The sequence below is a fragment of the Streptomyces sp. NPDC046925 genome, assembly GCF_040644915.1.
In the GTDB taxonomy this organism is placed as follows: Bacteria; Actinomycetota; Actinomycetes; order Streptomycetales; family Streptomycetaceae; genus Streptomyces.
This window is the reverse complement of sequence record NZ_JBEYWZ010000001.1, coordinates 219804-245659: the sequence shown is the minus strand read 5'-3', so window position 1 is coordinate 245659 and position 25856 is coordinate 219804. Positions and strand designations below refer to the sequence as shown.

General features: G+C 67.6%; 13 protein-coding genes. 10 read left to right on the top strand and 3 right to left on the bottom strand.

All coding sequences use genetic code 11. From position 1 onward, the window contains the following. Window positions 1–159: 159 nt before the first annotated feature. The gene (gene pglW / locus ABZ906_RS00955; RefSeq protein ID WP_361375832.1) at window positions 160–4887 is read left to right on the top strand and encodes a BREX system serine/threonine kinase PglW; all 4728 of its coding nucleotides are present in this window, start codon (window positions 160–162) and stop codon (window positions 4885–4887) included. Further along, window positions 4859–8491: a BREX-2 system adenine-specific DNA-methyltransferase PglX gene (gene pglX / locus ABZ906_RS00950; protein ID WP_361375829.1), complete on the top strand. Its 3633-nt coding sequence runs from the start codon at window positions 4859–4861 to the stop codon at window positions 8489–8491. Before pglW ends, pglX begins: the two co-directional genes overlap by 29 nt. A gap of 64 nt (window positions 8492–8555) precedes the next feature. On the opposite strand, the gene ABZ906_RS00945 is transcribed toward pglX, so the two are convergent. Both ABZ906_RS00945 and ABZ906_RS00940 read right to left on the bottom strand, forming a co-directional pair. Next, entirely contained in the window at window positions 8556–8765 is a 210-nt protein-coding gene (locus tag ABZ906_RS00945) for a DUF397 domain-containing protein (RefSeq protein WP_361375826.1), read from the bottom strand. Beyond that, window positions 8747–9589, bottom strand: coding sequence for a helix-turn-helix transcriptional regulator (locus tag ABZ906_RS00940; RefSeq protein ID WP_361375823.1), 843 nt, complete (start codon window positions 9587–9589; stop codon window positions 8747–8749). The genes ABZ906_RS00945 and ABZ906_RS00940 overlap by 19 nt, the downstream gene beginning before the upstream one ends. Window positions 9590–9798: 209 nt before the next feature. Between ABZ906_RS00940 and ABZ906_RS00935 the strand changes: the two genes are divergently transcribed. The 8 genes from ABZ906_RS00935 to ABZ906_RS00900 all read left to right on the top strand — a co-directional run bounded on the left by ABZ906_RS00935 (window position 9799) and on the right by ABZ906_RS00900 (window position 24677). Continuing rightward, window positions 9799–10095 (top strand): hypothetical protein, encoded by a 297-nt coding sequence (locus ABZ906_RS00935; protein WP_361375820.1) that lies wholly within the window; start codon window positions 9799–9801, stop codon window positions 10093–10095. Beyond that, the gene (locus ABZ906_RS00930) at window positions 10092–10355 is read left to right on the top strand and encodes a hypothetical protein (protein WP_361375817.1); all 264 of its coding nucleotides are present in this window, start codon (window positions 10092–10094) and stop codon (window positions 10353–10355) included. The genes ABZ906_RS00935 and ABZ906_RS00930 overlap by 4 nt, the downstream gene beginning before the upstream one ends. Window positions 10356–10511: 156 nt before the next feature. Then, entirely contained in the window at window positions 10512–12452 is a 1941-nt protein-coding gene (locus ABZ906_RS00925; protein ID WP_361375814.1) for a DUF2075 domain-containing protein, read from the top strand. 94 nt (window positions 12453–12546) lie between these two features. Continuing rightward, window positions 12547–16434 carry a DUF6079 family protein gene (locus ABZ906_RS00920; protein WP_361375812.1) on the top strand — a complete coding sequence of 1296 codons (3888 nt, stop codon included), beginning with the start codon at window positions 12547–12549 and terminating at the stop codon, window positions 16432–16434. Then, the gene (pglZ, locus tag ABZ906_RS00915) at window positions 16431–19355 is read left to right on the top strand and encodes a BREX-2 system phosphatase PglZ (protein WP_361375809.1); all 2925 of its coding nucleotides are present in this window, start codon (window positions 16431–16433) and stop codon (window positions 19353–19355) included. Before ABZ906_RS00920 ends, pglZ begins: the two co-directional genes overlap by 4 nt. A 73-nt stretch (window positions 19356–19428) precedes the next feature. Then, window positions 19429–21144, top strand: a complete 1716-nt coding sequence (locus ABZ906_RS00910) for an AIPR family protein (protein ID WP_361375806.1) — start codon at window positions 19429–19431, stop codon at window positions 21142–21144. A 45-nt stretch (window positions 21145–21189) separates the two neighbouring features. Then, a complete protein-coding gene (brxD, locus tag ABZ906_RS00905) occupies window positions 21190–22515 on the top strand; it encodes a BREX system ATP-binding protein BrxD (RefSeq protein ID WP_361375803.1) in 1326 nt (441 codons plus the stop codon). Beyond that, window positions 22515–24677 (top strand): DEAD/DEAH box helicase, encoded by a 2163-nt coding sequence (locus ABZ906_RS00900; RefSeq protein ID WP_361375800.1) that lies wholly within the window; start codon window positions 22515–22517, stop codon window positions 24675–24677. The genes brxD and ABZ906_RS00900 overlap by 1 nt, the downstream gene beginning before the upstream one ends. 16 nt (window positions 24678–24693) lie before the next feature. Here ABZ906_RS00900 and ABZ906_RS00895 read toward each other — a convergent pair whose 3' ends face one another. Next, window positions 24694–25854, bottom strand: coding sequence for a spore photoproduct lyase family protein (locus tag ABZ906_RS00895; RefSeq protein ID WP_361375797.1), 1161 nt, complete (start codon window positions 25852–25854; stop codon window positions 24694–24696). Window positions 25855–25856: the final 2 nt, after the last annotated feature.

Sequence of the window (25856 nt, the reverse complement as noted above, 5' to 3'; positions counted from 1 at the left end):
TGCGCGCGCCCCCGAGATCGCCGCATGCGATCGAACGTACGACTTACCCACCTCCGTCGGCCACGGCTAGGATTCACGGGGTCCGTGACGTGGTGGAACGGCACGTGAAGACACGAACGGGCAGTAGCTGGGGACAGATTCAAGGGGCGGGGACAGCGCATGCGGCAAGGCCGGTGGACCACGGTCACCGAGTCGGAGTTCGACCATGAACACCGTGGCCTGGAAGCCATCCGGGAGAGGCTGGCGGACGCCGATCCCTGGCGCGCGTGGTCGAACTTCACCTTCACCGCCCACACCGGACACGTCCGCGAAGTCGACCTCCTCGTCGTCGCCCCCGGCGGCGTCTACATGATCGAACTCAAGGACTGGCACGGCTCCGTGACCAGCGAGAACGGCACCTGGGTGCAGACCACCCCCGGTGGCCACCGCCGCCCGCACGGCAACCCGCTCCACCTCGTCAACAAGAAGGCGAAGGAACTGGCCACGCTGCTCGGCCAGAACGGCAGGCGGGTGTGGGTCGGCGAAGCTGTCTGCTTCACCGACGGCGGCTTACGTGTTCGGCTGCCCGCCCACGATCAGAACGGCGTCCACACGGTCGACGAGCTGGTCACCATGTTGAAGCAGCCGCCGCGCGACGAGCGGCGCCGTATCAACGCCGTCGAGTCCCGTGAGATCAAGACCAAGCTCGAACGGATCGGCATCCGGCGCAGTGATGCCGAGTACAAGGTCGGCCCGTATCAGCTGGACCGCAAGTCCTTCGATTCCGGTCCGACTTGGTCCGACTACAAGGCGAGCCACAGCGAGCTGCCCGAAGTGGCCCGGGTCCGCGTCTACCTCAGCGAGCGCGGTTCGGACACGTCGATCCGGCGGTCGGTGGAGAACGCGGCCCGCCGTGAAGCGGCCGTACTACAGCGCTTCAAGCACCCCGGCGCGGTACAGCTCAAGCAGTACTACCCGTCCGGGCACTCCGCGGGCCCTTCCCTGATCTTCGACTACGACCCGCGCACGCTACGCCTGGACGAGTACCTGCTCCAGCACGGCAAGGGTCTCGACATCCTCGGCCGCATGGCGCTGGTCCGCCAGCTCGCCGAGACGATACGTTCCGCGCACTCGGCCCGCATCCATCACCGGGCGCTGGCCGCCCGCGCCGTGCACGTGATCCCCCGGGACCGGGGCCGCCGTGGTCGCGCGGTCGGGGAGGACGCCGCCTGGCTCACCCCCCGCCTGGAGATCTCGGACTGGCAGATCGCCACCCAGCGCGCCTCCGGCACGGACGGCGACAACGCGCAGGGCATGACCCGCTTCGCGCCGACCGCACTCTCGGCCATGCACCTGGCGGAGGCCTCCGACCCGTACTTCGCCCCGGAGTTGACCGCCCTCAAGCCCGACCCGGTCTACCTGGACGTGTACGGCCTAGGCGTCCTCACGTACCTCCTCGTCACGGGCAGGGCCCCGGCGGCGAGCCAGGCCGAGCTCCGTGCACGGCTCGAGGCGGGCGAGGGCCTGCGCCCCAGCTCGTTGGTGGACGACCTCTCCGAGGACATCGATTTCCTGGTGCAGGCGGCGACCGCCTACCGGCCCGGCCAACGCCTTTCCTCGGTGGACGAGTTCCTGGAGATGCTGGAGATCGTCGAGGACGGTCTGACCGCCCCGACCTCGCCGCCCGAGCCCGAACCGGCCGAGGACCCCGAGAAGGACCCGCTCGACGCGGTGGCCGGCGATGTGCTCGGCGGGCGCTGGGAAGTACGGCGCCGTCTCGGGACCGGCTCCACCAGCCGGGCCTTCCTCGTGCGCGACCTGGAGGCCGAGGCACGAAAGACTCGGCCACTTGCCGTGCTGAAGGTGGCCCTCTCGGACAGCAGGGGCCAAGTCCTGGTGCACGAGGCCGAGGTGATGAACCGGCTGCGGCCCGACTCCCGCGTGATCCGGCTCGTCGAGCCTGAGCCCCTGCACATCGGCTCGCGTACCGTCCTCGCCCTGGAGTACGTGGGCGACGAGCGCGAGGCCACCGAGCCGGACGCCGGAACCGCCAAATCCGGCACTGGCACCAGCACCAACACGCGCACCCGCCGCCGTGAGGAGACGGTCGCGCGACAACTGCGTGAGCACGGCCGGTTGAAGATGGACCAGTTGGAGGCGTACGGCGACTACCTGTTCGGTGCCGTGGACTTCCTGGAGGGCGAGAGCGTCTGGCACCGCGACATCAAGCCGGACAACATCGCCATACGCATCCGCCCCAACCGCACCCGCGAACTGGTTCTCATAGACTTCTCCCTGGCTGGCTACCCGGCGAAGGACTACGAGGCCGGCACCGAGGGATACCTCGACCCGTTCATCGGCAGCCTGACCCGTACCGCGTACGACTCGCACGCCGAGCGGTACGCGATAGCCGTCACCTTGCACCAGATGGCCTCGGGCGAGCTGCCCAAGTGGGGCGATGGATCGCTCCCGCCGGGGATGACAGACGCGAAGGACTTCCCGTTCCCGACCGTCCAGGCCGACGCCTTCGAGCCCGCCGTGCGGGACAGCCTGGTCGCCTTCTTCCGCAAGGCCCTCCACCGGGACGCGACGAAGCGCTTCGCCGAGCTGAAGCCGATGCGCGACGCCTGGCGGAAGATCTTCCTCGACGCCACGCAAACGGTGCCGTCCAGCCACCGTTCCCGCAACCCCGAGCCCGCACCGCAGGACACCGCGGAGGGCGAGCACGCGGCGGCGATCGCGGACGCCGAGCCGCTCACCGCGGACGAACAGCGTGAGCGTCTGGCGGCGGCGGTCACCCGCGACACCCACTTGTCCGCGGCCGGTCTCACCCCGGCCGCGGAGTCCTTCCTCTACGGCCTCGACATCACGACCGTCGGCGGCCTCCTCGAATACAGCCGCAGCAAGCTCCTCAACGCGCCGGGTCTCGGCACCAAGACCCGCACCGAGGTGCAGCGCCGCCAGCGCCAGTGGGGCAGGCTGCTGCGCGAGGCTCAGCTCTCCCCTCTCACCCCGAAGGGCCGCGCGGAGGCGAAGGAGGAGCTCGCTCAGCTCAGCGCCACCGGGTCGGCGGTGGCCGGAGCCCTGGCCACGGAGGAGGGAGCGGCGCGCCTGACGGAGTCCGTCCTGCGCGCGGTGAGCCTGGACACCCTTGCCACGCTCTTCGTTCCGGAGCTGAACAACAACCGCTCCAACAGCAACAAGGTCGAGATGGTACGGCTGTTGCTGCGCCTTCCCGACGAGCGCGGAGAGCTGCCCGGCATCGGTGTCTGGCCCAAGCAGAAGGACGTCGCCGAAGCGCTCGGCCTGTCCGCGGGGCGCATTCCCCAGATGCTGAAGGAGGAGCGCAAGCGCTGGAAGAAGCACCCTGCGGTCCAGGCCCTGCGGGACGAGATCGTCGGCCTCCTTGTGGGTCTCGGCCGGGTCGCTCCCGCCGTGGAGATCGCCGATGCACTTGCCGTACGACGCGGTACGCAGCTGCCGGGACGTGAGCAGCGACGCGCGCTGGCTCTGGCGGCGGTGCGGGCCGTCGTGGAGGTGGAGCAGCTCCAGCCGGAAGAGGCGGAGTTCCAGCACCAGGCCAACCGGCGGGCGACGGAGGATGTACTGGCGGCGGGTCTGCTCGCGCTGGACGTGCGTGAGGTCGATGCTCCGGACACACCGACGGCTCCGGGACTCCTCGACTACGCGACCCGCCTGGGCAAGACAGCCGACCGCCTGACCCGTCTGGACACCTTGCCGACGGCCACGACAGTCCTGAGCGAGCTGGGCGCGCTGACCCCGCCGCCCGGTGTCGTGGACTGGGATGAGCGGCGACTGGTTGTACTGGCCGCTGCGGCGTCCGTGAACGCGGCGGCCACGCCCCGTCTGGAGATCTATGCGCGCGACCTGCCCCTGGTACGGGCCCTGCGCCTCACCCAGGCCGGTCTGGTGCGGCTGATCCCTGGCGTACCGGAAGCCCGGCAGCCCGGTCTGACGGGCGAGGACGTCAATGATCGAGTGCGGGCGCGCTTCCCTGAGCTGGTCATCAAGGACGCCCGTGGCACGAGCACGCATGAACTGCCGACCGGAGGCCCGCTGACCAAGGCGCTGCGCGACGCCGGTTTCGACCTCACGCTGTCGACACGCGAGGACACAAGGACGCTCCGTTACCTCCCGACGCGGATGGACAGCGCGTCCACCTATCTGACGGTCGCGGACTGGCGGCAGTCGACGGAGGCGGGTGCGGTGACGCGCTACTCCGACGACCCGCTGGTCGCGGGCGGCGTCCGCGCCGACGAGCGCCTCCTTGCCTCGGCTCGACGGGACGGCTACCGGGTCCTGACCGTGCATCACGCCCGTACAGTCGAGGCCATACGGAGGCTGGCGGGCCACCGCATCGGTGCGCAGGCGGTCTCCGTGACCGAACTCTTCCTGTCGTCCATGCACGCGCTGGTCCCTCCGGGCACGAAGCCGACGTGGGAGACGCTGCTGAAGGCGGACGTGGCCGAGCCGGGCTCGCGGGGCGCGCTGAAGTTCAGCGAGTACGCGCGGACCGCGTGGGGTTCGGTGGAACCGCAGGTGCGGGAGCTGTTGGCGCCTGGCGCTGGTTCGGGCCCGGTTCTGTTGACCGAGGCCGCTGTGTTCGCCCGGTACGACGGCATGGGCGTCCTCGACCGGCTCGCGGAAGCGGCTCGGCAGGGCGGGCGCGGGCTGTGGTTGCTGGTTCCGCAGGCGGACCCGGCGCGGGAGCCGAAGCTGGGGCACACGGCGGTGGCGTACCAGGCCGGCCTGGGCGAATGGATTGATCTTCCGGACTCGTGGGTGAAGAAGGACTACCTGTCCGGGACGTCGGGGGACGTGGGTGTCGTGGACGTGAACGCAACGAGGGGGACGACAAGTGATCGACCGCAAGGCGCTGCTGAATGATCTTAAGCAGCAGGTCAAGTTAGTCGAGGCCGACCTCGGCAAGCAGGTCAAGGTGGTTGCCGAGGGGGAGAAGCTGCGCGCCGAATACGAGCGCGCACGCAAGTTGGGCCGTACGGCGGCCACGTGGAATTCGTGGTTGGACGACCGGGTCACGCAGGTCGCGGTGGCGTGGGTGCTGGGTACGGTCTTCGTCCGGTTCTGTGAGGACAACGGGCTGATACCGGAGCCGTATCTGACGGCGCCGGAGCCTGATCGGCGGGACTTGGCGCTGGCCCGATTCGAGGAGTACGTCGCGGGCTCTGAGGACCCGACGTACCGAGGCTGGCTTGAGCAGGCGTTCGCGGAACTGGGTGCGGGGCAGGCGGGGCGGCTGCTGTTCGATCGGCGGCACAATCCGTTGTTCCACATACCGATATCGCACGACGGTGCGCGGGAGTTGGTGGACTTCTGGCGGGGGCGGGATGAGGACGGTTTCCTCGTCCACGACTTCACGGACCCGCTGAATGTAGATAGCTACGGTACGCGGGGCTGGGATACGCGGTTCCTCGGTGATCTATATCAAGACCTGAGTGAGGCAGCGCGGAAAACGTTTGCACTACTGCAAACACCGGAGTTCGTGGAGGAGTTCATCCTGGATCGGACTATGAATCCGGCGGTCCGGGAGTTCGGCTACCAGGGCCTGAAGATGATTGACCCCACATGTGGCTCGGGACACTTCGTATTGGGTGCCTTTCGGCGGCTGGTGCGACTGTGGGGAAACGGCCACCCGGGAAAAGACCTGCACGAACGAGTGCGGGAGGCGCTGGACTCCGTGCACGGGGTGGACCTGAATCCGTTCGCGGTGGCTATTGCACGTTTTCGGCTACTCGTGGCGGCGATGGCTGCGAGCGGGGTGTGGACACTGGCAGAGGCCGCTAAATATGAGTGGCCGATCCACCTCGCGGTGGGTGACTCACTTATCAAGCATCGACACAAGCAGGGGAACCTGTTCGACGACTCGAATGAAGACGGGGCTGACGAACTAGCCAACTTCAAGTACGAGACCGAGGATGTGCACAAGCATACGGACATATTGAAGCCGGGACGATACCACGTGGTAGCGGGTAACCCGCCATACGTTACGGTGAAAGACAAGAAGCTAGCTGAGCTTTACCGGGGGTCATACGATGCCTGCGAAGGCGCGTATGCACTATCAGTTCCATTCGCTCAACGTTTTTTCGAGCTAGCAAAAGCATCAGACCCTCAGACTAGCCTAGGATTTGGCACAGTAGGACAAATCACGGCGAATTCGTTCATGAAGCGAGAATTCGGAAAGCGACTCATTGAAACTTACTTCGGGCATGATGTAGAACTTACTGAGGTGATTGACACCTCTGGTGCATACATCCCCGGCCACGGAACTCCTACTGTTATTCTCGTTGGTCGACCCCGTAGCGGAAAGTGGCGTTCTGAGACCATTCGTACGGTCCGAAGCATCCGAGGGGAGCCGGCCGCGCCAGACGTGGCAGCGAACGGCAATGTCTGGAAGTCAATCGAAAGTCAGATCGATCACCCTGGGGCAGCCGACCAGTGGACTTCGGTGGAAGACCTGGGGCGTAAACGCTACTTCGGAAAGCAACCTTGGGTGTTGACCGATGGAGGACGCGAGATCATCGAAGAGATTTCGAAGGCAGAACGAGCGACGGTGAGGCACCTGTCGACGAGAGTCGGCTTCTTCGGCGACAGCCACGCCGACGATATCTTCACTCTCCCCTCGAAGGGCCCTTTGGCGCGCCGCGGCAGTAAACTGCACGCCACGCTAAGCCACAGGGGAGACCAGACTCGCGATTGGGGCTTCATCAGTTGTGACCTTACTGCGCTACCTTACGACGCCAGCAAGGAAATCCTCCCGGAAAAGCAGCTCTCAAGCGACTTTAAACGCCACTTCTGGGCATACCGCACTCCGCTATCAAAGCGCACCATGGGAACGGGTAAATCATACGCAACTGGCGGCAAGGCTTGGTGGTCCTGGCATCAACTGCCCAGAGACCTAGATGCAAACCCAATAACACTCGCCTTCGGTGAAGTTTCGACCCATAACCACTGGGTGCTCGATAGAAATTCTCGAGCGTTCAATCGAACCGCCCCCGTCATCAAGTTGAGCAGAGATTGCAGCGAAGAAGACCACATTTCCCTTTTAGGTCTCCTAAATAGCTCGACGGCCTGCCTTTGGCTAAAGCTCAACTGTCACGACAAGGGAATTCGTGGCGAAGGCGGGGGATTCACTAGCTCCGAGTGGGAACGCTTCTACCAATTTAACGGCTCCAACGTTGAACGATTCCCGCTTCCCGACTTCTACCCCACCGCTATTTCCGCCGCCTTGGAAAATCTAGGCCAGCAGCTTACAGACGTGAGCCCATTCGCCATTTCGGCCGAGCTCACGCCGTCCAGCTCCACTCTCCGTGAGGCTCGTGCGAAATGGCATGATATTCGCACACGCATGATCAGCCTTCAGGAAGAATTGGACTGGCAAGTCTACTTCCTCTACGGCCTGTACCCTAAAGATATGCGCGTCTCTGAGGATCCAAAATCCCTCGAAATTCCTGACATAGACCTGGGAGAGCGCGCCTTCGAGATAACGCTCGCGCGTCAGGTCGCCGCAGGTGAGGCCAGTGATGAGTGGTTCAAACGGCATCGGTCCACCCCCATCACGGAGATCCCCTCTCACTGGCCCGCCGCATACCGTGAGGTCGTCCAGCAACGGATCGATGCTATCGAGTCGTCCCGCGCCATCGGGATGGTCGAACGGCCGGAGTACAAGCGGCGTTGGGCAACCGAGGGGTGGGATTCGCTCCAGGAGAAGGCGCTCCGAAGCTGGCTGCTCGACCGGATAGAGGACCGTGCGCACTGGTTCGACGAGAACGGGATGCCCGCCCTCGTCACCCTTTCTCGGCTCACCGACAGCCTCTCCCGTGACGAGGACTTCGTCTCCGTCGCCAAAATCTACGCTCCCCGCAGGGAACTCCCCACCGTCATATCCGAGTTGATGACCGACGAGCACGTCCCGTTCCTCTCCGCCCTGCGCTACAAGCCCGCCGCCCTCAAGAAGCGCGCCGACTGGGAGCACGTCTGGGCCCTCCAGCGCCAGGAGGACGCCGCTCCCGACGAGCCGGCCAAGCGGAAGATCCGGGACAGGATCCCCGTACCGCCGAAGTACACCTCCGCCGACTTCCTACGCCCCTCCTACTGGCGAGCGCGCGGCAAGTTGGACGTGCCCAAGGAGCGGTTCATCTCGTATGCGCGGGCCAACGTAGCCACTCCCGACTTGTACGGCTGGGCAGGCTGGGATCACCGGGAGCAGGCGATCGCCCTCGACACGTACATCGCCACCCACGAGGGTCTGACAACCGAAGAGGTCACCCCACTGCTCGCCGGGCTACTCGAACTCCAGCCGTGGCTGACGCAGTGGCACAACGAGCCCGACTCGCTCTTCGCCCCAACCCCCGCCAAGTTCTTCGAGGGTGACCGGCAGATGGAACAAGGCAAGCACGGCCTCACCGACGACGACCTGCGCGCCTGGCGCCCCGTCGCCGCGACCAGAGGACGCCGTACCACCAAGAAGTAGCCGCCAACGATGGCAACGGCCCCGCGATCCGCCGAGCAGATCGCGGGGCCGTTGCCTTGCCTGGTCAGTCGCTCAACTGTCCGCCTCTGATCGCCGAAACGAAGAGGGCCCAGCCAGTAGCCGGGAACACGAGTACCGGACCATGCGAAACCTTGCTGTCCCGTACCGGGACGGCAGCGGCAAAGCCGTCAGAGACCTCGACGCAAGCCCCACCGTCCTGGTTGCTGTAGCTGCTCTTGCGCCAGGAGGCGGCAGTCAGGTCGATGGATCGCACTTTGCTTCCTCCAAAATCCGCAGGATGAACTCGCGCGACTTAGCCGGGGTTAGCGCCATGTCGCGCACCGCATCGTACGTCTTCTGCAAACGCACAACCGGGCCTGCTTCCTCGATGAGTTCGCCCCGGTATCCATTCTCGGTATACGCGACGGTTCGGCCCTGCGGAAGGAGCAGGTACCACATGTCGGCGCTCACAAGACCGTGTAACCCTGCACTGTGCAGAAGCACATGGACCGTCACATTGGGACGCTCCGCAGCTTCCCCGAGGTACTCCAACTGCCCCCGCCACTCCCCCACATCCCGCAACGGCGTTCGCAGCACCGCCTCCGACAAAATCGTCCGGAACGGCGGCGCATCCTCCCCCGCCAACAGCTCCCGTCGCCCCATCCGAGCCTCAACCTGCTGCTCAAGCTCCTTCCCCTTGAGCCCGCCCGCCGCCAGCACCTCACGCGCATACCCCGGCGTCTGCAACAAGCCCGGCAGCACGCTCACCGCAAAGTGCCACAAGCTCCCCGCCTCCGCCTCCAGCGCCATGTACCGCCGGTACCGCTCCCGGAACTGCGTATGGTCCCCGGCAGCCAGCTCCCACAGCGCCAGCAACAGCCCAGGCGTCCCGTAGTACGTATCCAGCGCCTGGACGACCTCCGGGCTGCCGATCGTCTCGCCCTTTTCCATCTTGCCGAACAACGAGTAGTCCCAGCCGAGCCGTTCGCCGAGCGCCCTCAGGCTGACCCCGCTCGCAGCCCGCAACCTCCGCAACTCCTCTGCGAACCGCTGACGTGGCTCCTGACTGCGGCCGGTGATGACGCGCCGTTGCGACATACCGCTCCCTCCGGGACGTGCGCATGGACGATGTGGAACGTGTGGAACCACCAACACGGGCAGGGGCACCATCTCCCCGTCCACAACGTGGTCGCTCGCCTCCGGGCGCATCCTCGTAACGACCGGACTACTCAGCGTAATTCACGCAGTACAGCCAGGTCATGAAGTCAGCGGAACCCGCAAACTCGACCGCTACGACGAGGACCGACATGACCCCCACACCTCGCACTCCCCGCGCAACCCCTGCTCCCCACGCCCACAACGCCACCAGCACCAGCGCCACCGCCACCGCCAACCCCAAGATCGACGAAGCCCTCGCAGCCCGCGACGCCCTCGCCACCGCCCTCTCCCAGGCCGGCATCCAACTCCCCGCGATGGACATCCGCACTCCATGGGCGGACGACCGCAAAGGCGAAGCCCGATACGCGCTCGTCCACCTGGGCGTGTGCTCGGCCCCCATCGCCCTGATGCTCGCGGACGTGATCACGAAGGGGATCGCCGGGTGACGGGCACCGACGACGAGGTCCCCGCCGTCACACCAACCTTCACCCCCGACGCCGTAACCACCGGCAAGGTCGTCCACGACACCGCCCGCGACCGCCTCGGCCGCGTCATGGGCCACGAAGGCCCCTACATCCAACTCCGCCCACTCGCCGGTGGCCGCGAATGGGACGCCGACCCCGGCCACCTACGCACCCTCACCCCCACCGAGCTACTGAGCGCTCTCCTCGCCGAGGCGAACGCCCGCAGCAGGCAACCCAGATGACGACAGCTGTCGACAGCCGCCGCCCGTCATAACCGGCACCCCACCGATCCCCTCCCCGTGATCAACACCCTCACCTAGGATGGTCAGGACCAATCTCAGCGGCCCGACGGGCTTCCTGATCCGCCTCGCGCAAGCGCACGGCGGACCACGAAGGACATGCCCCCACCCGCACGAGTCTTCTTCGTGCTGCCTGGGGGCATTGCCTTGCTGTTCCGTGAGTCCGCGGCGTCCGTGGCCGCCCGCATCCTCGAAGGGTCCCTGCGCCTGCATCTGACCGAGAACTTCCGTCATCTGCACGGCCGGAGTGCCGGGCAGTCGGAGGTCAGGTCCTGGGAACGCAGTCTCCCGGCGCTTGTGAACGCCCTCATCGAGGCCGGGCTCGACGACGTCGAAGTCCTCATCGAGTACGGCCTGCCCCTCACCAGCAAGCGCGCGGACGCCGTGTTGGCAGGCGTGCATCCCACCACCGGCGAACCGTCGTACGTCATCGTCGAGCTGAAGCAGTGGAGTGCCGCCTACCCGGAAGAGGGCGAGCCGCTGCTGTGCCGGATCGATGCGTATCCGGACGCCGTTCTCAACCCGATCGAGCAGGTCAGGGGCTACTGCGAGTACCTGCTGTCGTTCAACGGCGCCCTTGAGCGGATGCCGAAGTCGCTGGCCGGGGTCGCGTTCCTGCACAACGCCTCCGAATCGCGCATCGCGGGCCTGCGGGGCGTCGACGAGGACCAGCACGGCCGCCTGTACACCGGCGAACAGCGCGGCGCGTTCCTGGACTTCCTGCGCTCACGGCTCGCCCCCAAGCCGGGCGCGCAGGCCGCGGACCTCCTGCTGAGCGGCAAAATCCGGCCGTCGAAGCAGCTGATGGCCCTCGCGGCGGCGGAGATCCGCGACCGCGAGCAGTTCGTGCTGATCGCCGAGCAGCGGGTCGCGTACGAGAAGGTGATGGCCGCCGTCCGCAAGGCCAAACAGTCCAACCACAAGCAGGTCGTTGTGGTGACCGGCGGTCCCGGTTCCGGCAAGAGCGTCGTCGCCCTGTCGCTGCTCGGTGAGCTCTACCGGCGCGGGGTGACCGCGCTGCACGCCACCGGGTCCGCGTCGTTCACCAAGACCATGCGCAAGATTGCCGGGGCGCGGAAGCCCGCCGTGCAGAAGCTGTTCATGTACTTCAACAGCTTCATGGACGCCGAGCCGAACGACCTCGACGTACTGATCTGCGACGAGGCCCACCGCCTTCGCAAGACCTCCGCCAACCGGTACACCAAGGCGGAGTTGCGCACCGGCCGCCTCCAGGTCGCGGAACTGATCGACGCCGCCCGCGTACCCGTCTTCCTGCTCGACCAGCATCAGGTGGTGCGGCCCGGCGAGATGGGCACCAAGGCGGAGATCAAGCGGGCCGCCGCCGCACAGGGCCTGGAGTGCACGGTCGTGGAGCTGGACGGGCAATTCCGATGCGGCGGCAGTGACGCGTACGAGAAGTGGGTCGTCGATCTGCTCGGCCTCGAAGGCGGCACGCCAGGCCCCTGGGAGCCGGACGGCAAGCTGGAGCTGCGGATTGCCGAGAGCCCGCAGGAGTTGGAGGACTTCCTCGTCGCCCGCCGGGCGGACGGCTACGGCGCGCGGATGTCGGCCGGCTACTGCTGGAAGTGGACGACGAAGGTCACTCCGGGCATGACCGAGCTGCCCACCGATGTCGTCATCGGCCAGTGGGAGCGGCCCTGGAACGTGTACGGCGACCGGTCCCTCCTCGGTGCACCGCCCGCGCCCTTGTGGGCCACCGACCCGGACGGCTTCGGACAGGTCGGCTGCGTCTACACCGCGCAGGGCTTCGAGTACGACTGGTCGGGCGTGATCATGGGTCCCGATCTGGTGTGGCGTACGGACCGTTGGGTCGTGGACCGGTCGGCGTCGAAGGACCCGATCTTCACCAAGACGACGCCGGACAGCGAGATCGACCGACTGATCCGCAACACCTACAAGGTGCTGCTGACCCGGGGCATGGTCGGCACGGTCGTCTACTCGACGGACCCCGAGACGCGCGACAAGCTGCGCTCGCTCGTGAGTCCGGCGTCGGGGGCGAAGGCAACCGCCCACGTGTAATCGGGCGGCATATGCGCAAAGAGGTCATCCGATGACCGTAGTAAGTCATACGATCGGAGAACCTGCGCAGCCGCCCGTCGGAGAGTGATCGTTCATGGCCCAACAGCCGCTCCTGCTCCGCGATGTCATTGACATCAAGGAGTCCATTTCCACGTCCGACTTCGTCCTCCAGCTCTCGGAGGCGACGGCCCCGGAGGGCGCCGAGCGCGCTCTGCGAGATTACGTGGTCACGGAACGGCTGTTGGAGAATTTCGACGAGGCGCTCGGGCTCATCCGGGCCGCACTCGACGGACACACGTCGAAGGCGGCCTACCTCCACGGGTCGTTCGGTTCCGGTAAGTCGCACTTCATGGCGGTGCTTCACGCGCTGCTCAGCGGGGCCTCAGCGGCACGCGGTCGGACGGACCTGGACCCCGTACTGACCAAGCACGAGTGGCTCGGCACGGAGGGCAAGCGGTTCCTGCTCGTGCCGTACCACATGCTCGGGGCGAAGGCGCTGGAGCAGCGCATCCTCGGCGGGTACGTGAACCACGTCAAGAAGCTGCACCCCGAGGCTCCGACGCCGCAGGTGTACCGGACGGACGCCCTGTTCGAGGACATCCGCGCGATGCGGTCCCGCATGGGAGACCAGGCGGTGATCGGCGGCCTCACCTCCACTGACGGCGGCGGCAGTGCGGACGAGGAGGACGAGTGGGGCGAGGCGTTCGGCTGGACGCCTCAGCTACTCGACACCGCCCTGGCCGCCGAGGAGATCCACGAGGGCGGCCACGCGCTCAACCTGGTCAGTCCGTCGACACCCGCCGAGCTGCGCGCGCGCCTTGTCCAGGACGCGAGCACGCACCTGCTGCCCGGCTTCGCCAAGAACGCCGCCGAGGACGAGCACGGGTTCGTCTCGCTCGACGCCGGGCTTTCTGTCATCGCCGAGCATGCCAAGGCCCTCGGTTACGACGGGCTGATCCTCTTCATGGACGAGCTGATCCTGTGGCTCGCGACGCTCATCCACGACCAGAAATTCGTGGCCCGGGAAGCCGGAAAAATCACCAACTTCGTGGAGGGCGGCGACGCCCGCCGTGCCGTGCCGGTCATCTCGTTCATCGCCCGTCAGCGCGACCTGCGCGAACTGGTCGGCGAGGAGGTGTCGGGGGCGGCCGAGGCTTCCATCCAGGACACGCTCAACCTGGCATCGGGCCGCTTCGACAAGATCACGCTGGAGGACCGCAACCTTCCGCAGGTCGCGCACGCCCGGCTGCTCAAGCCCAAGGACGACGAAGCCGCCGCCCTCGTCGAGGCGGAGTTCGAGAAGACCCGCAGGATCCGCCAGGAGGTGTGGGACACGCTCCTGGGCTCCGACCGCGGGGCCGACGGCGTAGGCGCGGACGAGGAGAGCTTCAGGCTCACGTACCCCTTCTCGCCCGCGTTCATGGACACCCTTGTGCACGTGTCGTCCGCGCTCCAGCGCAACCGGACCGGCATGAAGCTGATGGGGCAGCTGCTCGCCGAGCACCGGGCGGAATTACGCCTCGGCGACCTGATACCGGTCGGCGACCTGTATCCGCTGATCACGGCAGGCGGCGACAAGCCGTTCACCGACAGCCTGAAGGTGGTCTTCGAGGCGGCCGACAAGCTGTACCGGACGAAGCTGCGGCCCTACCTCATCCTCACGCACACCGTGTCGGAGGAGGTCATCGAGCAGTACACCAACCGGCCCGACAGCATCACCGACCCGGACCTGCTCACCCGTATCAAGCAGTTCATCGGTGACAACCGCATCGTCGGCACGCTGCTGCTCTCGGCGCTCGCCCCGAGTGTCCCGGCCCTGTCCGATCTGACCATCCGCCGCCTGTCCGCGCTCAACTACGGCTCGGTGGCCGCTCCGATCCCGGGCCGCGAGTACGGCATCCTGAAGAACAAGGTTGCCGAGTGGGCGGGCCGCTTCCCCGAGATCAAGGAAACCGGAACCGAGGCCAATCCCGGCGTCCGGCTCGAACTGTCCGGTGTCGACGTCGACTCGGTGATCGCCAACGCCAACGTCAACGACAATCCCGGCAACCGCGAGGCCCTCGCCAAGCGGCTTCTCGTCGAAGACCTCGGCGTCGATCAGGACCAGCTGATCAACGAGCTGCACTTCGCGTGGCGGGGCACAGAGCGCAGTGTCGAGGTGGTGTTCGGCAACGTCGCCGACGTGGACGAGCTGCCGGACCACGACCTCATGCCTCAGCAGGACGGGCACTGGCGGCTCGTGATCGACCTTCCCTTCGACGAGAGCGAGTGGGGCCCACGCGAGGACGCCATCCGGATGCAGCGGCTGCGTGAGCGGCAGGGCGAGCCGTCCCGCAGCGTCGCCTGGCTGCCCACCCACCTCTCCAGCCAGCGGTACGCCGACTTCCGCCGCCTCGTCGTCATCGACAAGGCCCTGTCCGACAGCCAGCGGTTCGACGGCCAGTACGCGAGCCACCTCAGCCCCGACAACCGGGCCCGCGCGAAGGGACTTCTGGAGACCCAGCGGGAATCGCTGCTCAAGAACGTGAAGGCGGCCTTCAAGCAGGCGTACGGCCTCGCCGACAAGAAGGCCACCGATGTGGAACTCGGCTTCGGCGACCATCTGCAGTCGCTGCGCGAGGTCGAGGGTCTCACGCTGTCCTTCGGCCAGTCGCTGCGGGACGGCATCCGGCATATCGCGGGCAAGCTGCTCGCGAGCCAGTACCCGGACCACCCGAACCTGGACCCCGACGGCACCGGCACCGTCGTCAAGCCCGCCGACGCCAAGAAGGTCTTCACGCACGTACAGGCCGCCGCCGAAGCCCGCGACGGACGCGCCGAGGTCCCCGCTCCTGACCGGAACCTGATGCGCCGAGTGGCCGCCCCGCTGCGTCTCGGGCAGCAGAAGGAAGCGTACTTCGAGGTGTCGGAGTACTGGGCCGATCATTTCCGGCAGCTCGCCAGAGGGCAGGGCGTGACCGGAGACCTCAGCCTGATCACCCTCACCGACTGGACGGACCGTCCGACACCGCGCGGTCTGCCGGTGTTCCTCGCCCGCCTGGTCGTGGCCTCGTTCGCCGAGATGGACGACCGGGTGTGGGTTCGTGCGGGCACGCCGCTCGACCCGGCGCCCCAACTGAACGAAATCAAGGACCATGACGCGCTGCGCAGTCAGCCGCTGCCGTCCGAGGAGGACTGGTCGGCTGCCCGCGAGCGTTTCTCCACGGTCTTCGGCGACCCCGCCCCCACGCTGCGGCGTGGCCGCATGGTCAACCAGCTCGCCCGGCAGATCGCCCAGCAGGCGGGCGCCCACCTGGAGGGGGCCCGCGAGCTGGTGACCCAGCTGGAGCGGCACGGCGGCTTCCTCCAGCTCGACGAAACCGCCGAGGGCGGACGCCTCGCCCTCGCGCGGCGGGCCGTCGAACTGCTCCTGGAGCTGACGCGCTCGGCCGGACAGGGCGCAGCCGGAGCACGGAAGACCGTCGAGGCCCTGGCCTCCTTCGACTTCGGCCAGGTCGGCGCGGACCGGTTCGGGACCTCCATCACGCAGGCCCGTGGGGTGGCGCAGGCGCTGGACTCGGCGTCCTGGACCACCCTCGACCTCGCCACCTCGGAGGGCCCCGAGGGAGAGGCGCTGCTTGAGTCCCTGCGCAATGCCGCGCAGAGCGATCAGCGGACCAACAACCTGAAGGAAGCTCTGGCCGGGACGCAGCGCGAGGTTCTCGCGCTGGTGAAGCGCAACCGCGCGACGGTTAATCCGCCGCCCACTCCCCCGGACCCGAGCCCCAGTGACGTACGCCTCGACACGCGAACGAGTCATCCGCCGATCCCCACGCAGAGAACGGGCACAGGCACGTCCGCTCCGGGACGGGTGAAGCGCTCAGGGGGCGGACGGACGACCGCCTCCAGGGCGGTGGCCGAACTCCAGGCCGAGATCGCCGAGCTGGCGGAGCGCGAACCCGGCGTCGAGGTCGAAATCACCTGGAAGACCGTCGAAGGATGAGCACGGCGACACCCAGCACGGTGGCCGTCCGCCTGAACCTCGCGACGATCACCCAGTACCTGACGACCCAGAGCTCGCTCGCCGACACCCTGGCGGGCCAGGACCAGCGGCGTGCGGTGCTGCTGCGTTCCGCACCGCACTGGGAGGGGCCCGCCGAACATTCCTGGGGGGACGGCCTCTCGGTTCGGATCGTGGCGGCGCCCTCCCCGCTCGCCGTGCACGAACTGCTGCTCAGCCATCTGTCGGACACCGCGACCGGCCCTGCCCTGCTCGTGATCCTGACCGATCGTGAACAGAACGAACTCGACCCCGCCATCCTGGCCCGCGCCCACAAGAAGCGCATCGACACGGTGGACAGCTGGGACGTGGTGCGGGACGCGTTCGGAGCGCATCAGGTCGACCAGCGTCTCAGGGACGACAAGTGGGCTGCGGAAGCATTGCTCGACGCGGCGCCGCCGAGGGGCGGCTGGCCCCGCCTTGGAGGCGGCATCCTGTCGCGTGGCACAGCCCTGTCCGCGCTCGCACTGCGTCGTCTGAGGCTGGGCAGCTACGAGGACGAGACGGCCCGTCAGGACCACACCACATCCGCCGACCGCCTGGACACCCACGCGCTCCTTGGCTGGTCCCTGCTTCCGGGACGTCCGGAGCACTTCCTCGCGCTCCGCGGCCCCGAACGCGGCGGCCTGGCACAGTTCCTGCGTGAGGACGACCGCGCCGGACTCGCGGGTCGGGCACTTCTGGACCTCGTCGACGCCGAACACGGACCGGACGCCGTGGCCTTCGGACTCGTATGCGCTGCGCTGTGGTGCCATGCCGAACCGGACGCCGCCGTCTACACGGCGCGCGGTCGCGCGGAGCGCTGGTTCGGAGAGCGCCCTTCGGCGCAAGGGGAGCAGCTCGACGCCATGGCGACCGCCTTCGGGCGGGCCTCGGAGGACTACGTGGGCACACTGCTCGCCACAGCCGCCAGGGACCGTGCGGCAAGCTCGGAAACGGCCCGCGAGGCCCGCCGGACCAGCGACACGGTGCTGGAACGTGCCTCGGTGCTGGTCCGCCAGTTCGGCGCGGAAGCCGCCGCAAGGACCAGCCCGCTTCTGCCCGCCGGTCTGGACGCCAGGTTCACGGCCGTCGGAGAGGCTCTGACCGCCGATGAGCCGGGAGCGCTCGACGCCGCCGTACGTTCCTTGAGCGGGCACCGGCGTGCACAAGGGCCGGAGGTTCAGTCACGGATCGAGCGGACCCGCATGGCCCAGCGGCTCGCCCGGTGGCTGGCCACCGAACCGCCGGTCGAGGCCGAGCACGTGGGCGGCGCCATAGAGCGGCACCTCAAAGAGACCGCCTGGGTGGATCGCGCCCTTGAGCACATTGAGGCCGGCGGCGACTCCGACGACCGGCTGAGAGCTGCGTACGACTCACTGGCCGTTCGCGTGCGCGAGCGACGCCACGAGATCGACCGGGCCTTCGCGCGCGCACTGGCGACCTGGACCGCGGCCGGTACCGATCCCGGTGGAATGCTGACGGTGGAGACATTCCTTGAGCGGGTGGTGAAGCCTGTGGTCCGCGGCGCCCCCGACCGCCGCGTGCTGCTGATCGTCCTGGACGGGATGAGTGCGGCCATAGCCACCGAGCTGGGCGAGGAACTGCGCGCCACCTGGTCCGAGTTCGACCCGGTGGCCACCGACGGCGCGCCGCTGCGCCGCGCCATGGCAGCGGCTCTTCCCACCCTCACCTCTGTTTCCCGTACTTCGCTGTTCGCGGGCAGGCTGATGCAGGGATCGCAGAAGGACGAAGCCCAGCTCTTCCCTGCCCTTCCGCTCTGGAACGGCGGGCAGGCGGCAGTGTTCCACAAGGACGACCTGCGGGCCGACAGCGCGGGAGACACCTTCGGGGCCGCGCTCACCGAAGCGCTCATGGACGGCCGCACGCATGTGGCCGTGGTCCTCAACGCGATCGACGACCGGCTCGCCAAGGAGCAGAAGCTGGGCGACGGAGCCTGGCAGGCCGGGCACATCCCAGGTCTCGTGGATCTGCTGCGGATCGCCGCTTCACAGGGGATGGCGGTGGTCGTCACCAGCGACCACGGACATGTCGTGGACCGGCACGGGGAAAAGGTGGACACCGGTTCGCCGCAGTCCGCCCGGCACCGAGAGCCGGGCGGCGAGGTGGGCCCGCGGGAGATCGCGCTGCACGGCCCCCGGGTCGTCGCGCCGAAGTCCGGTGGATCGATCGTCGCGCTGTGGGACGCCGACTCGCGGTACACAGCGCGCAAGGCCGGATACCACGGCGGTGCGTCCCTCGCCGAGTTCACGATTCCGGTGCTGGCCTTCCTGCCGTTCGGAGCGACGCCTCCTCCGGCCTGGCGGGAGCTGGCGGATCAGCGGCCGGCCTGGTGGCTGCTGGAGGATTTCACGCCTCCCCCTGTCACCGTCCCGCCCGCGCCGCCGACAGCCACGGCAACCCCGGCGAAGCGACAGACACGGCAGAAGCCGACGAAGGCCCAGGTCCAGGCTCAGGCTCAAGTGGCTCGTACACACGACTCGTTGTTCGAGGTAGCTGTGGTCCCGTCGCCCGATGCCGCGGAGACGCTGGTGACCACCACCTTCGTCGGTCCCGACGACACCCTCATCTCGGCCCTCTTCGCTTCAGAGGCGTTCCAGGGACAGACCGGCCTGCTCGCCCGCAAGCCGCCCATGGACAAGGTCGAAGGTGCGGTTCGGGCGCTGCTCGACGCCGGGGGCACGCTGCCGGTGTCCGCGCTGGCGCAGCGCGTTTCCTACCCGGTGACGCGTGCGGACGGGTTCGCCGCAATCCTGCGCCAACTGCTCAACTACGACGGCGTGCAAGTCCTGGAAACGCTGCCGGACGGGCGGACCGTGCGTCTCGACCTCGCCCTGCTCCGCATGCAGTTCGACCTGGGCTGACGCCCCACCAGCCGCTACCTCCACTGATGAGCCAGGAGCCATGAGCGCCAACGACCGTGTATTAATCAACCAGATGATCGAGGAGCGCCGTACCTCTCGCTCCGTCCCCCTCTCGTTCGACGCGGCCTTCGAGAGGTTCGCGAGCGAACACGCTCTGCACGGATTCGGCCTCTCGGAGGAGGAGATCGAGGCCGGCGTGATCGGAGGTGCCAACGACGGAGGCATCGACGGGGCCTATGTCTTCCTCGGCGGCCGGCTACTGCATGAGGACAGCGAGATCTTCCAGCCGCACTCCTCTGTCTCCAACGTGGAGCAGGGAAGCCAGCTGACGCTCTGGCTCATCCAGGCCAAGACCAGCGCGGGCTTCTCCGAAACGGCTCTGGACAAGGCGGCCTCCACCTGCTCGAACCTGCTGAACATGGAGGTCGACGAGGACACCGTCGGCGTGCTGTACACCGCCGATCTCCTCGCTCGCTTCAGACTCTTCAGAACGGCGTTGACGCGGCTCCTCACCCGCCACCCGACCGTACTCATCAAGTTCTCGTACGTGACGCGCGGCGAGGCGAGTGAGGTGCACCCCAAGGTTCAGGCGAAGGCCAAGATCCTGGAGACGCAGTTCACCAAAGCCTTCGCCATCTCCACCGGCGAGGTCGAGTTCCTGGGCCCCTCGGAACTCTGGCAGCGCGCCAGCACCCTGCCGTCGTACACCCTGGAACTGCCCTACAGGGAGAGCATCACCCACGGCACCAGCCACGTCGCGCTCGTCGGCCTGGGCGAGTACCTCGATTTCCTCAGCGACGAGACCGGGTTGATCAAGTCGCACATCTTCGACTGGAACGTCCGTGACTATCAGGGCAACGTCGAGGTGAACCGGGAGATCACAGCTTCTCTTCAGAACCCCGAGGCGCCGGAGTTCTGGTGGCTCAACAACGGCATCACCATCGTGTGCTCGCAGGCGACCTCCGTCGGAAAGCGGCTCAGCCTCTCCGACGTACAGATAGTCAACGGCCTCCAGACCTCGTACACACTCCACGAGACGCTGCACGCTCTCTACCTGACCGACCCCACCGACCCGGTCTTCGACAGGCTCGTGCAGGTACGCATCCTCGTCACCGTGGACCAGGCCGCCCGGGACTCCGTCATCCGCGCCACCAACCGGCAGACGAGTGTGCCGGTCGCCTCTCTCCGGGCCACGGACGACATCCAGCGGCAGATCGAGTCGTACTTCCTGGAACACGACTGGTTCTACGACCGGCGCAAGAACTTCTATCGGAACCAGGGCAAGCCGGCCGACCGGATCGTCAGCATTCCCCTCCTTGCCCAGTCCATGATGGCCATGGCCCTCGGGCAGCCCGACTACGCCCGAGCCCGCCCCTCGAGCCTGCTGAAGTCCGATACCGACTACCGACGCGTCTTCTCGTCGAAGACGGAACTCCCCGTCTACCTGTGGCTGGCCAAGGCTCAACGCCAGGTGGACGAGTTCTTGCAGTCGACGTCGGATCCCATCTCCCGTTCACTGCACACGAACCTCCACTTCCACCTCGCCATGCTCGGTGCCGTCGACCTCATGGGCCGCGTGTTCAGCAAGCCGGAGGTCTTGAACAACGCTGCTAGGGAGAAGGTCTTCCCTAGCGCCGCACGGCTTGAGTCACTGTGGGGGTCGCTTCAGGAGCAGTTCGAGAAGTTCCAGCGGGACAACCGATGGGGAGCTGACAAGACCGCGAAGAGCAGCGACTTCGTCTCCTACCTGACGACCAACCTCGGTTACGGCAGTCTTCGCCGCAGGTGACCTCGAAATCGGTTCTTCGCCATGCCCGGATGGGACAATGAGCGAGTGATCGATCCCCCCCCTTCTCCCGTCTCAGCCGCTCGACGGCGCACCGCCCTCGACGCGCTGCGGCGCGGTGCGGTGCCCGAGAGCGGCCTGGATCTGCTTGCCACCGGCCTCGATCGTTTCGAGTCCGCGCTCGACGCGGAACTCGACGCGGTCGCCTCGGGCGCCTCGGTCTTCAAGGCTGTACGGGGTGAGTACGGCTCCGGCAAGACGTTCTTCACCCGCTGGCTCGGAGAGCGCGCCAAGCAGCGCAACTTCGCCGTCTCCGAGATCCAGATCTCGGAGACGGAAACTCCCCTGCACAAGCTGGAGACCGTCTACCGGCGTCTCACCGAGCGGCTGTCCACTCCGAGCTTCCCGCCAAGTGCCCTGCGGCCCGTGGTGGACGCCTGGTTCTACGCCCTGGAGGAGGACGCTCTCGCCGCCGGTGCCGACGAGGACGATCTGAGCGGCGCGGTGGAGGAGTTGCTGACCGCGCGGCTGACCGAAGTATCCCGGCACGCACCGTCCTTCGCGACAGCTCTGCGCGGCTATCGGACCGCGCTCGCCGAGGGCGACGAAGCGACGGCAGCGGCCATCCTCGCCTGGCTCGGCGGCCAGCCCCATGTGGCGGCTGCGGCGCGGCGTTTCGCGGGGGTGCGCGGCGACCTGGACCACTTCGGGGCTCTCGGCTTCCTGCAGGGGTTGCTCACCGTCCTGCGGGATTCCGGCCACCGGGGTCTTTTCGTGGTCCTTGACGAGGTGGAAACCCTTCAGAGGGTGCGGTCCGACGCCCGGGACAAGGCGCTCAACGCCCTGCGCCAGCTGATCGACGAAGTCCACTCGGGCCGGTTTCCCGGCCTGTATCTCGTCATCACCGGCACGCCCGCCTTTTACGACGGCCAGCAGGGGGTCCAACGGCTCCCGCCGCTCGCACAGCGACTCGCCACCGACTTCACGACCGACGCCCGCTTCGACAACCCGCGGGCGGTCCAGCTACGCCTGCCCGGCTTCACCTTGGAGTCACTGACCGGCCTCGGAACAACCATCCGGGATCTCTACGCGTCCGGAGCGGACTCTCCCGACCGGATCAAGGCTCTGGCGGACGACGCCTACGTCGCCGATCTCGCCCGTGCGGTGGGCGGGGCCCTCGGCGGCAAGGTGGGGGTCGCGCCCCGGCTCTTCCTCAAGAAGCTGGTCGACGACGTCCTCGACCGCATCGACCAGTTCCCGGACTTCGACCCGCGGCAGCACTACCGACTCACGGTCGGTGGCAGTGAACTCACCGACGTGGAACGGAACCTGGCCGGGCCGTCGTCGGCCGACGCCATCGACCTGGAGCTGTGATGACGTCGGCCGCGGATCCTGTCGACCGGCTCGATCCCGTCATCCTGCACCACGTGGTCAACACGCTCGGCTGGCCGGACCTGCGGCCCTTGCAGCGGGCCGCGATCAATCCGGTGATGGACGGCGAGGACACCGTGCTCCTGGCGCCCACCGCCGGCGGCAAGACCGAGGCGGCCTGTCTGCCGATCCTGTCGGCCATGTCGGCACAGGGCTGGACCGGCACTTCGGTTCTGTACCTCTGCCCGCTCAAGGCGCTCCTCAACAATCTCGTGACACGCGTCGACAGTTACGCGCAATGGCTCGGACGGCGCGCGGCGCTGTGGCACGGGGACACGAGTGAGTCGCGGCGCCAGCGCATCCGTACCGACAGGCCCGACATCCTGCTGACGACACCCGAGTCACTGGAAGCCATGCTGATCGGGGTGAAGACGGATCACGCACACCTGCTTGGCGGCGTCCGGGCCGTCGTCGTCGACGAGGTGCACGCGTTCGCGGGAGACGACCGGGGCTGGCATCTTCTGGCGGTCCTCGAACGCCTCCAACGGGTCACCGGGCATCCGATCCAGCGGATCGGGTTGTCGGCGACCATCGGAAATCCTCGCCACCTACTCACCTGGCTACAAGGATCCGGCGCCGGTCGGCGCGTGGGACAGGTCATCGGCCCAGAGCTCACGGCCCCCTCGGTCGCATCGTCGGCCCAGATGCCCGCGGACGACGCGACCGGCCCCCCACCCGGTGAGATCGAACTCGACTACGTGGGCTCTCTGTCCAATGCCGCCAAGGTCATCGCGGCCCTGCACAAGGGCGAGAAGCGACTGGTCTTCTGTGAGTCGCGACGGCAGGTCGAAGAGCTGGGCGCGGCGCTCCGGGCACGTGACGTCACCGTCTTCCTGTCTCATGCCTCTCTTTCGGCCGACGAGCGGGCCCGGTCCGAGCAGGCGTTCGCCGAAGCCCGTGACTGTGTCATCGTGGCCACCTCCACCCTGGAACTCGGCATCGACGTCGGCGACCTCGACCGAGTCGTCCAGATCGATTCACCCAGCACAGTCGCCTCGTTCCTCCAACGCGTCGGCCGTACGGGGCGACGCGCGGGAAACACGCGCAACTGCCTGTTCCTAGCCACGCACAAGGAGACTCTGCTGCAGGCCGCCGCGTTGCTGGTCCTCTGGGGCCGCGGCTGGGTCGAACCGGTTGTTGCACCACCCGCGCCGCGCCATCTCGTCGCACAGCAGTTGCTCGCCGCCACCCTCCAGGAGCACAAGCTGGGCGATCAGATGTGGCCCGCGCAGTGGAACGGCCTGGCCCCCTTCGACCGTTCCGCCGCTCCCATCCTGCGCCACCTGACGGAGGAAGGCTTCCTGGACAACGATGAAGGCATGCTGTTCATCGGCCCGGAAGCCGAACGGCTTTTCGGGCGACGCCATTTCATCGAGCTGACCGCCTCTTTCACCGCGCCACCGCAGTTCACGGTCCTGTCCGGGCGTGCCGAGATCGGCCGGATGGATCCGTCCGTACTCACGGAGGAACGTCCGGGCCCGCGAAGGCTGCTGCTGGCGGGCCGCAGCTGGCAGGTGACGTTCATCGACTGGGGGCGCAAGCGGGTCTTCGTCGAGCCTGTCGAGGGCGGTGGAATCGCCAAATGGTCCGGAGGCACGCTCGTCGGACTCTCGTACGAGTTGACGCGCGCCATGCGGGACGTCCTCCTGGGCGCCGACCCGAAGGTCTCACTCACCCGACGAGCCGAGGTCTGTCTCCAGGAATGGCGTGACGAGGACGCCCAGCACCTCGTCCACCCCGGCGGCACACTGATCGCGCGGCGCGGAAACGATGTCCGCTGGTGGACGTGGGCGGGCTACCGGGCCAATGCGACGCTGGGCGCGACACTGTCGTCCATCGCCGATCCCGTTCAGCGGCCGACGGACTGCTACCTGCGGCTACGGGAGGACCTGACCCTCGGCATGTGGCGCGCTGCAATGGACGCCGCCCAAGCCGAGCCGACGCTGGTTCTACCCGTCGTCGACCAGCGGGCAGTGCGCGGCCTGAAGTTCTCGGCAGCGCTCCCCCAACGACTAGCCGTGGCCACCCTGTCGGCGAGGCTGGCCGACTTCGACGGCGCACGCGCCGCTCTGGCGGAACCGAAGCGCTTCTCTACCGCCCAGTGACACGAGTGCCGCCGCCTCAGAAGGCGTACCTGACCCGGAGCCACGGTGCGTGGGTCGTGAGGAGTTGCTGGATGCGGGCCAGGGACTGCTGCTTGATCTCGCGGGAGTAGCGCACGTTGAGGGCGCCGTTCTGGGAGCGCTTGGTCTCCTGGGCCTCCGGCTGCCACAGCACGTCCTCGGCGCGGGGGTGCCAGCCCAGGTTGACCTCGTGGAGGGCCTGGTTGTGGGTCAGCATGATGACCTCGGCCGCCGCCTGCTCCTTGACCCGGGCGGGCAGGACGTCGTCGAGGTGGGTGAGCAGGTCGGCCCAGTCCCGCTGCCAGCCGGGGCGGAGGACGACGGGCGAGAGGTTGAAGTGGACCTCGTATCCGGCGTCGAGGAAGTCGGCGGCCGCGGCGATCCGCTCGTCGACCGGGCTGGTGCGGATGTCGAGGAGGCGCGCGTCGTCGGGCGGCATGACGGAGAAGCGCACGCGGGTACGCCCCTGCGGGTCGAGCGCGAGCAGGTCGGGGTTGACGAACTTGGTCGCGAAGGAGGCCTTCGCCGTGGGGAGGCCGCGGAACGCGGCGATGAGGTCGGCCGTGTTGTCGCAGACCAGGGCGTCGACGGAGCAGTCGCCGTTCTCGCCGATGTCGTAGACCCAGGCCTCGGGGTCGCACTGGTTGGGTTCCGTCTTGGGGCCCTGGTTGCGTACGTGGCGCCGGACGTGGGCCACGATCGCCTCGATGTTGGTGAACAGCGTGATGGGGTTGGCGAAGCCCTTGCGGCGGGGGACGTAGCAGTAGGCGCAGGCCATGGCGCAGCCGTTGGAGGGGCCGGGCGCGATCCAGTCGGCGGACCTTCCGTTGGGGCGCGTCGCGAGCGTGTGCTTGACCCCGAGGACGAGCGTCTCGGTCTTGATGCGGACCCATCGGCCGATGTTGCCGTCGTTGCCGTGCAGGGCGGGGATGTTCCAGTGGCTGGGGACCTCGGTCACGCGCGCGTCCGGCAGCCGGGCCATGATCTGCTGGCCGCGCGGCGAGTCGAGGGCGGCGGGCTCGGCGTAGACCTCGCGTACGTCGAGCATTCTGCGCGCCTGCGGGCTGTCGCGGAACGCCTGCTGCGGGGTGTGCCCCGGCTCGGTGTCCGCCCACCCGAAGAGCGCTTGCTGCTCGGGCTCCTCCGCCGCCTTGCCCACGT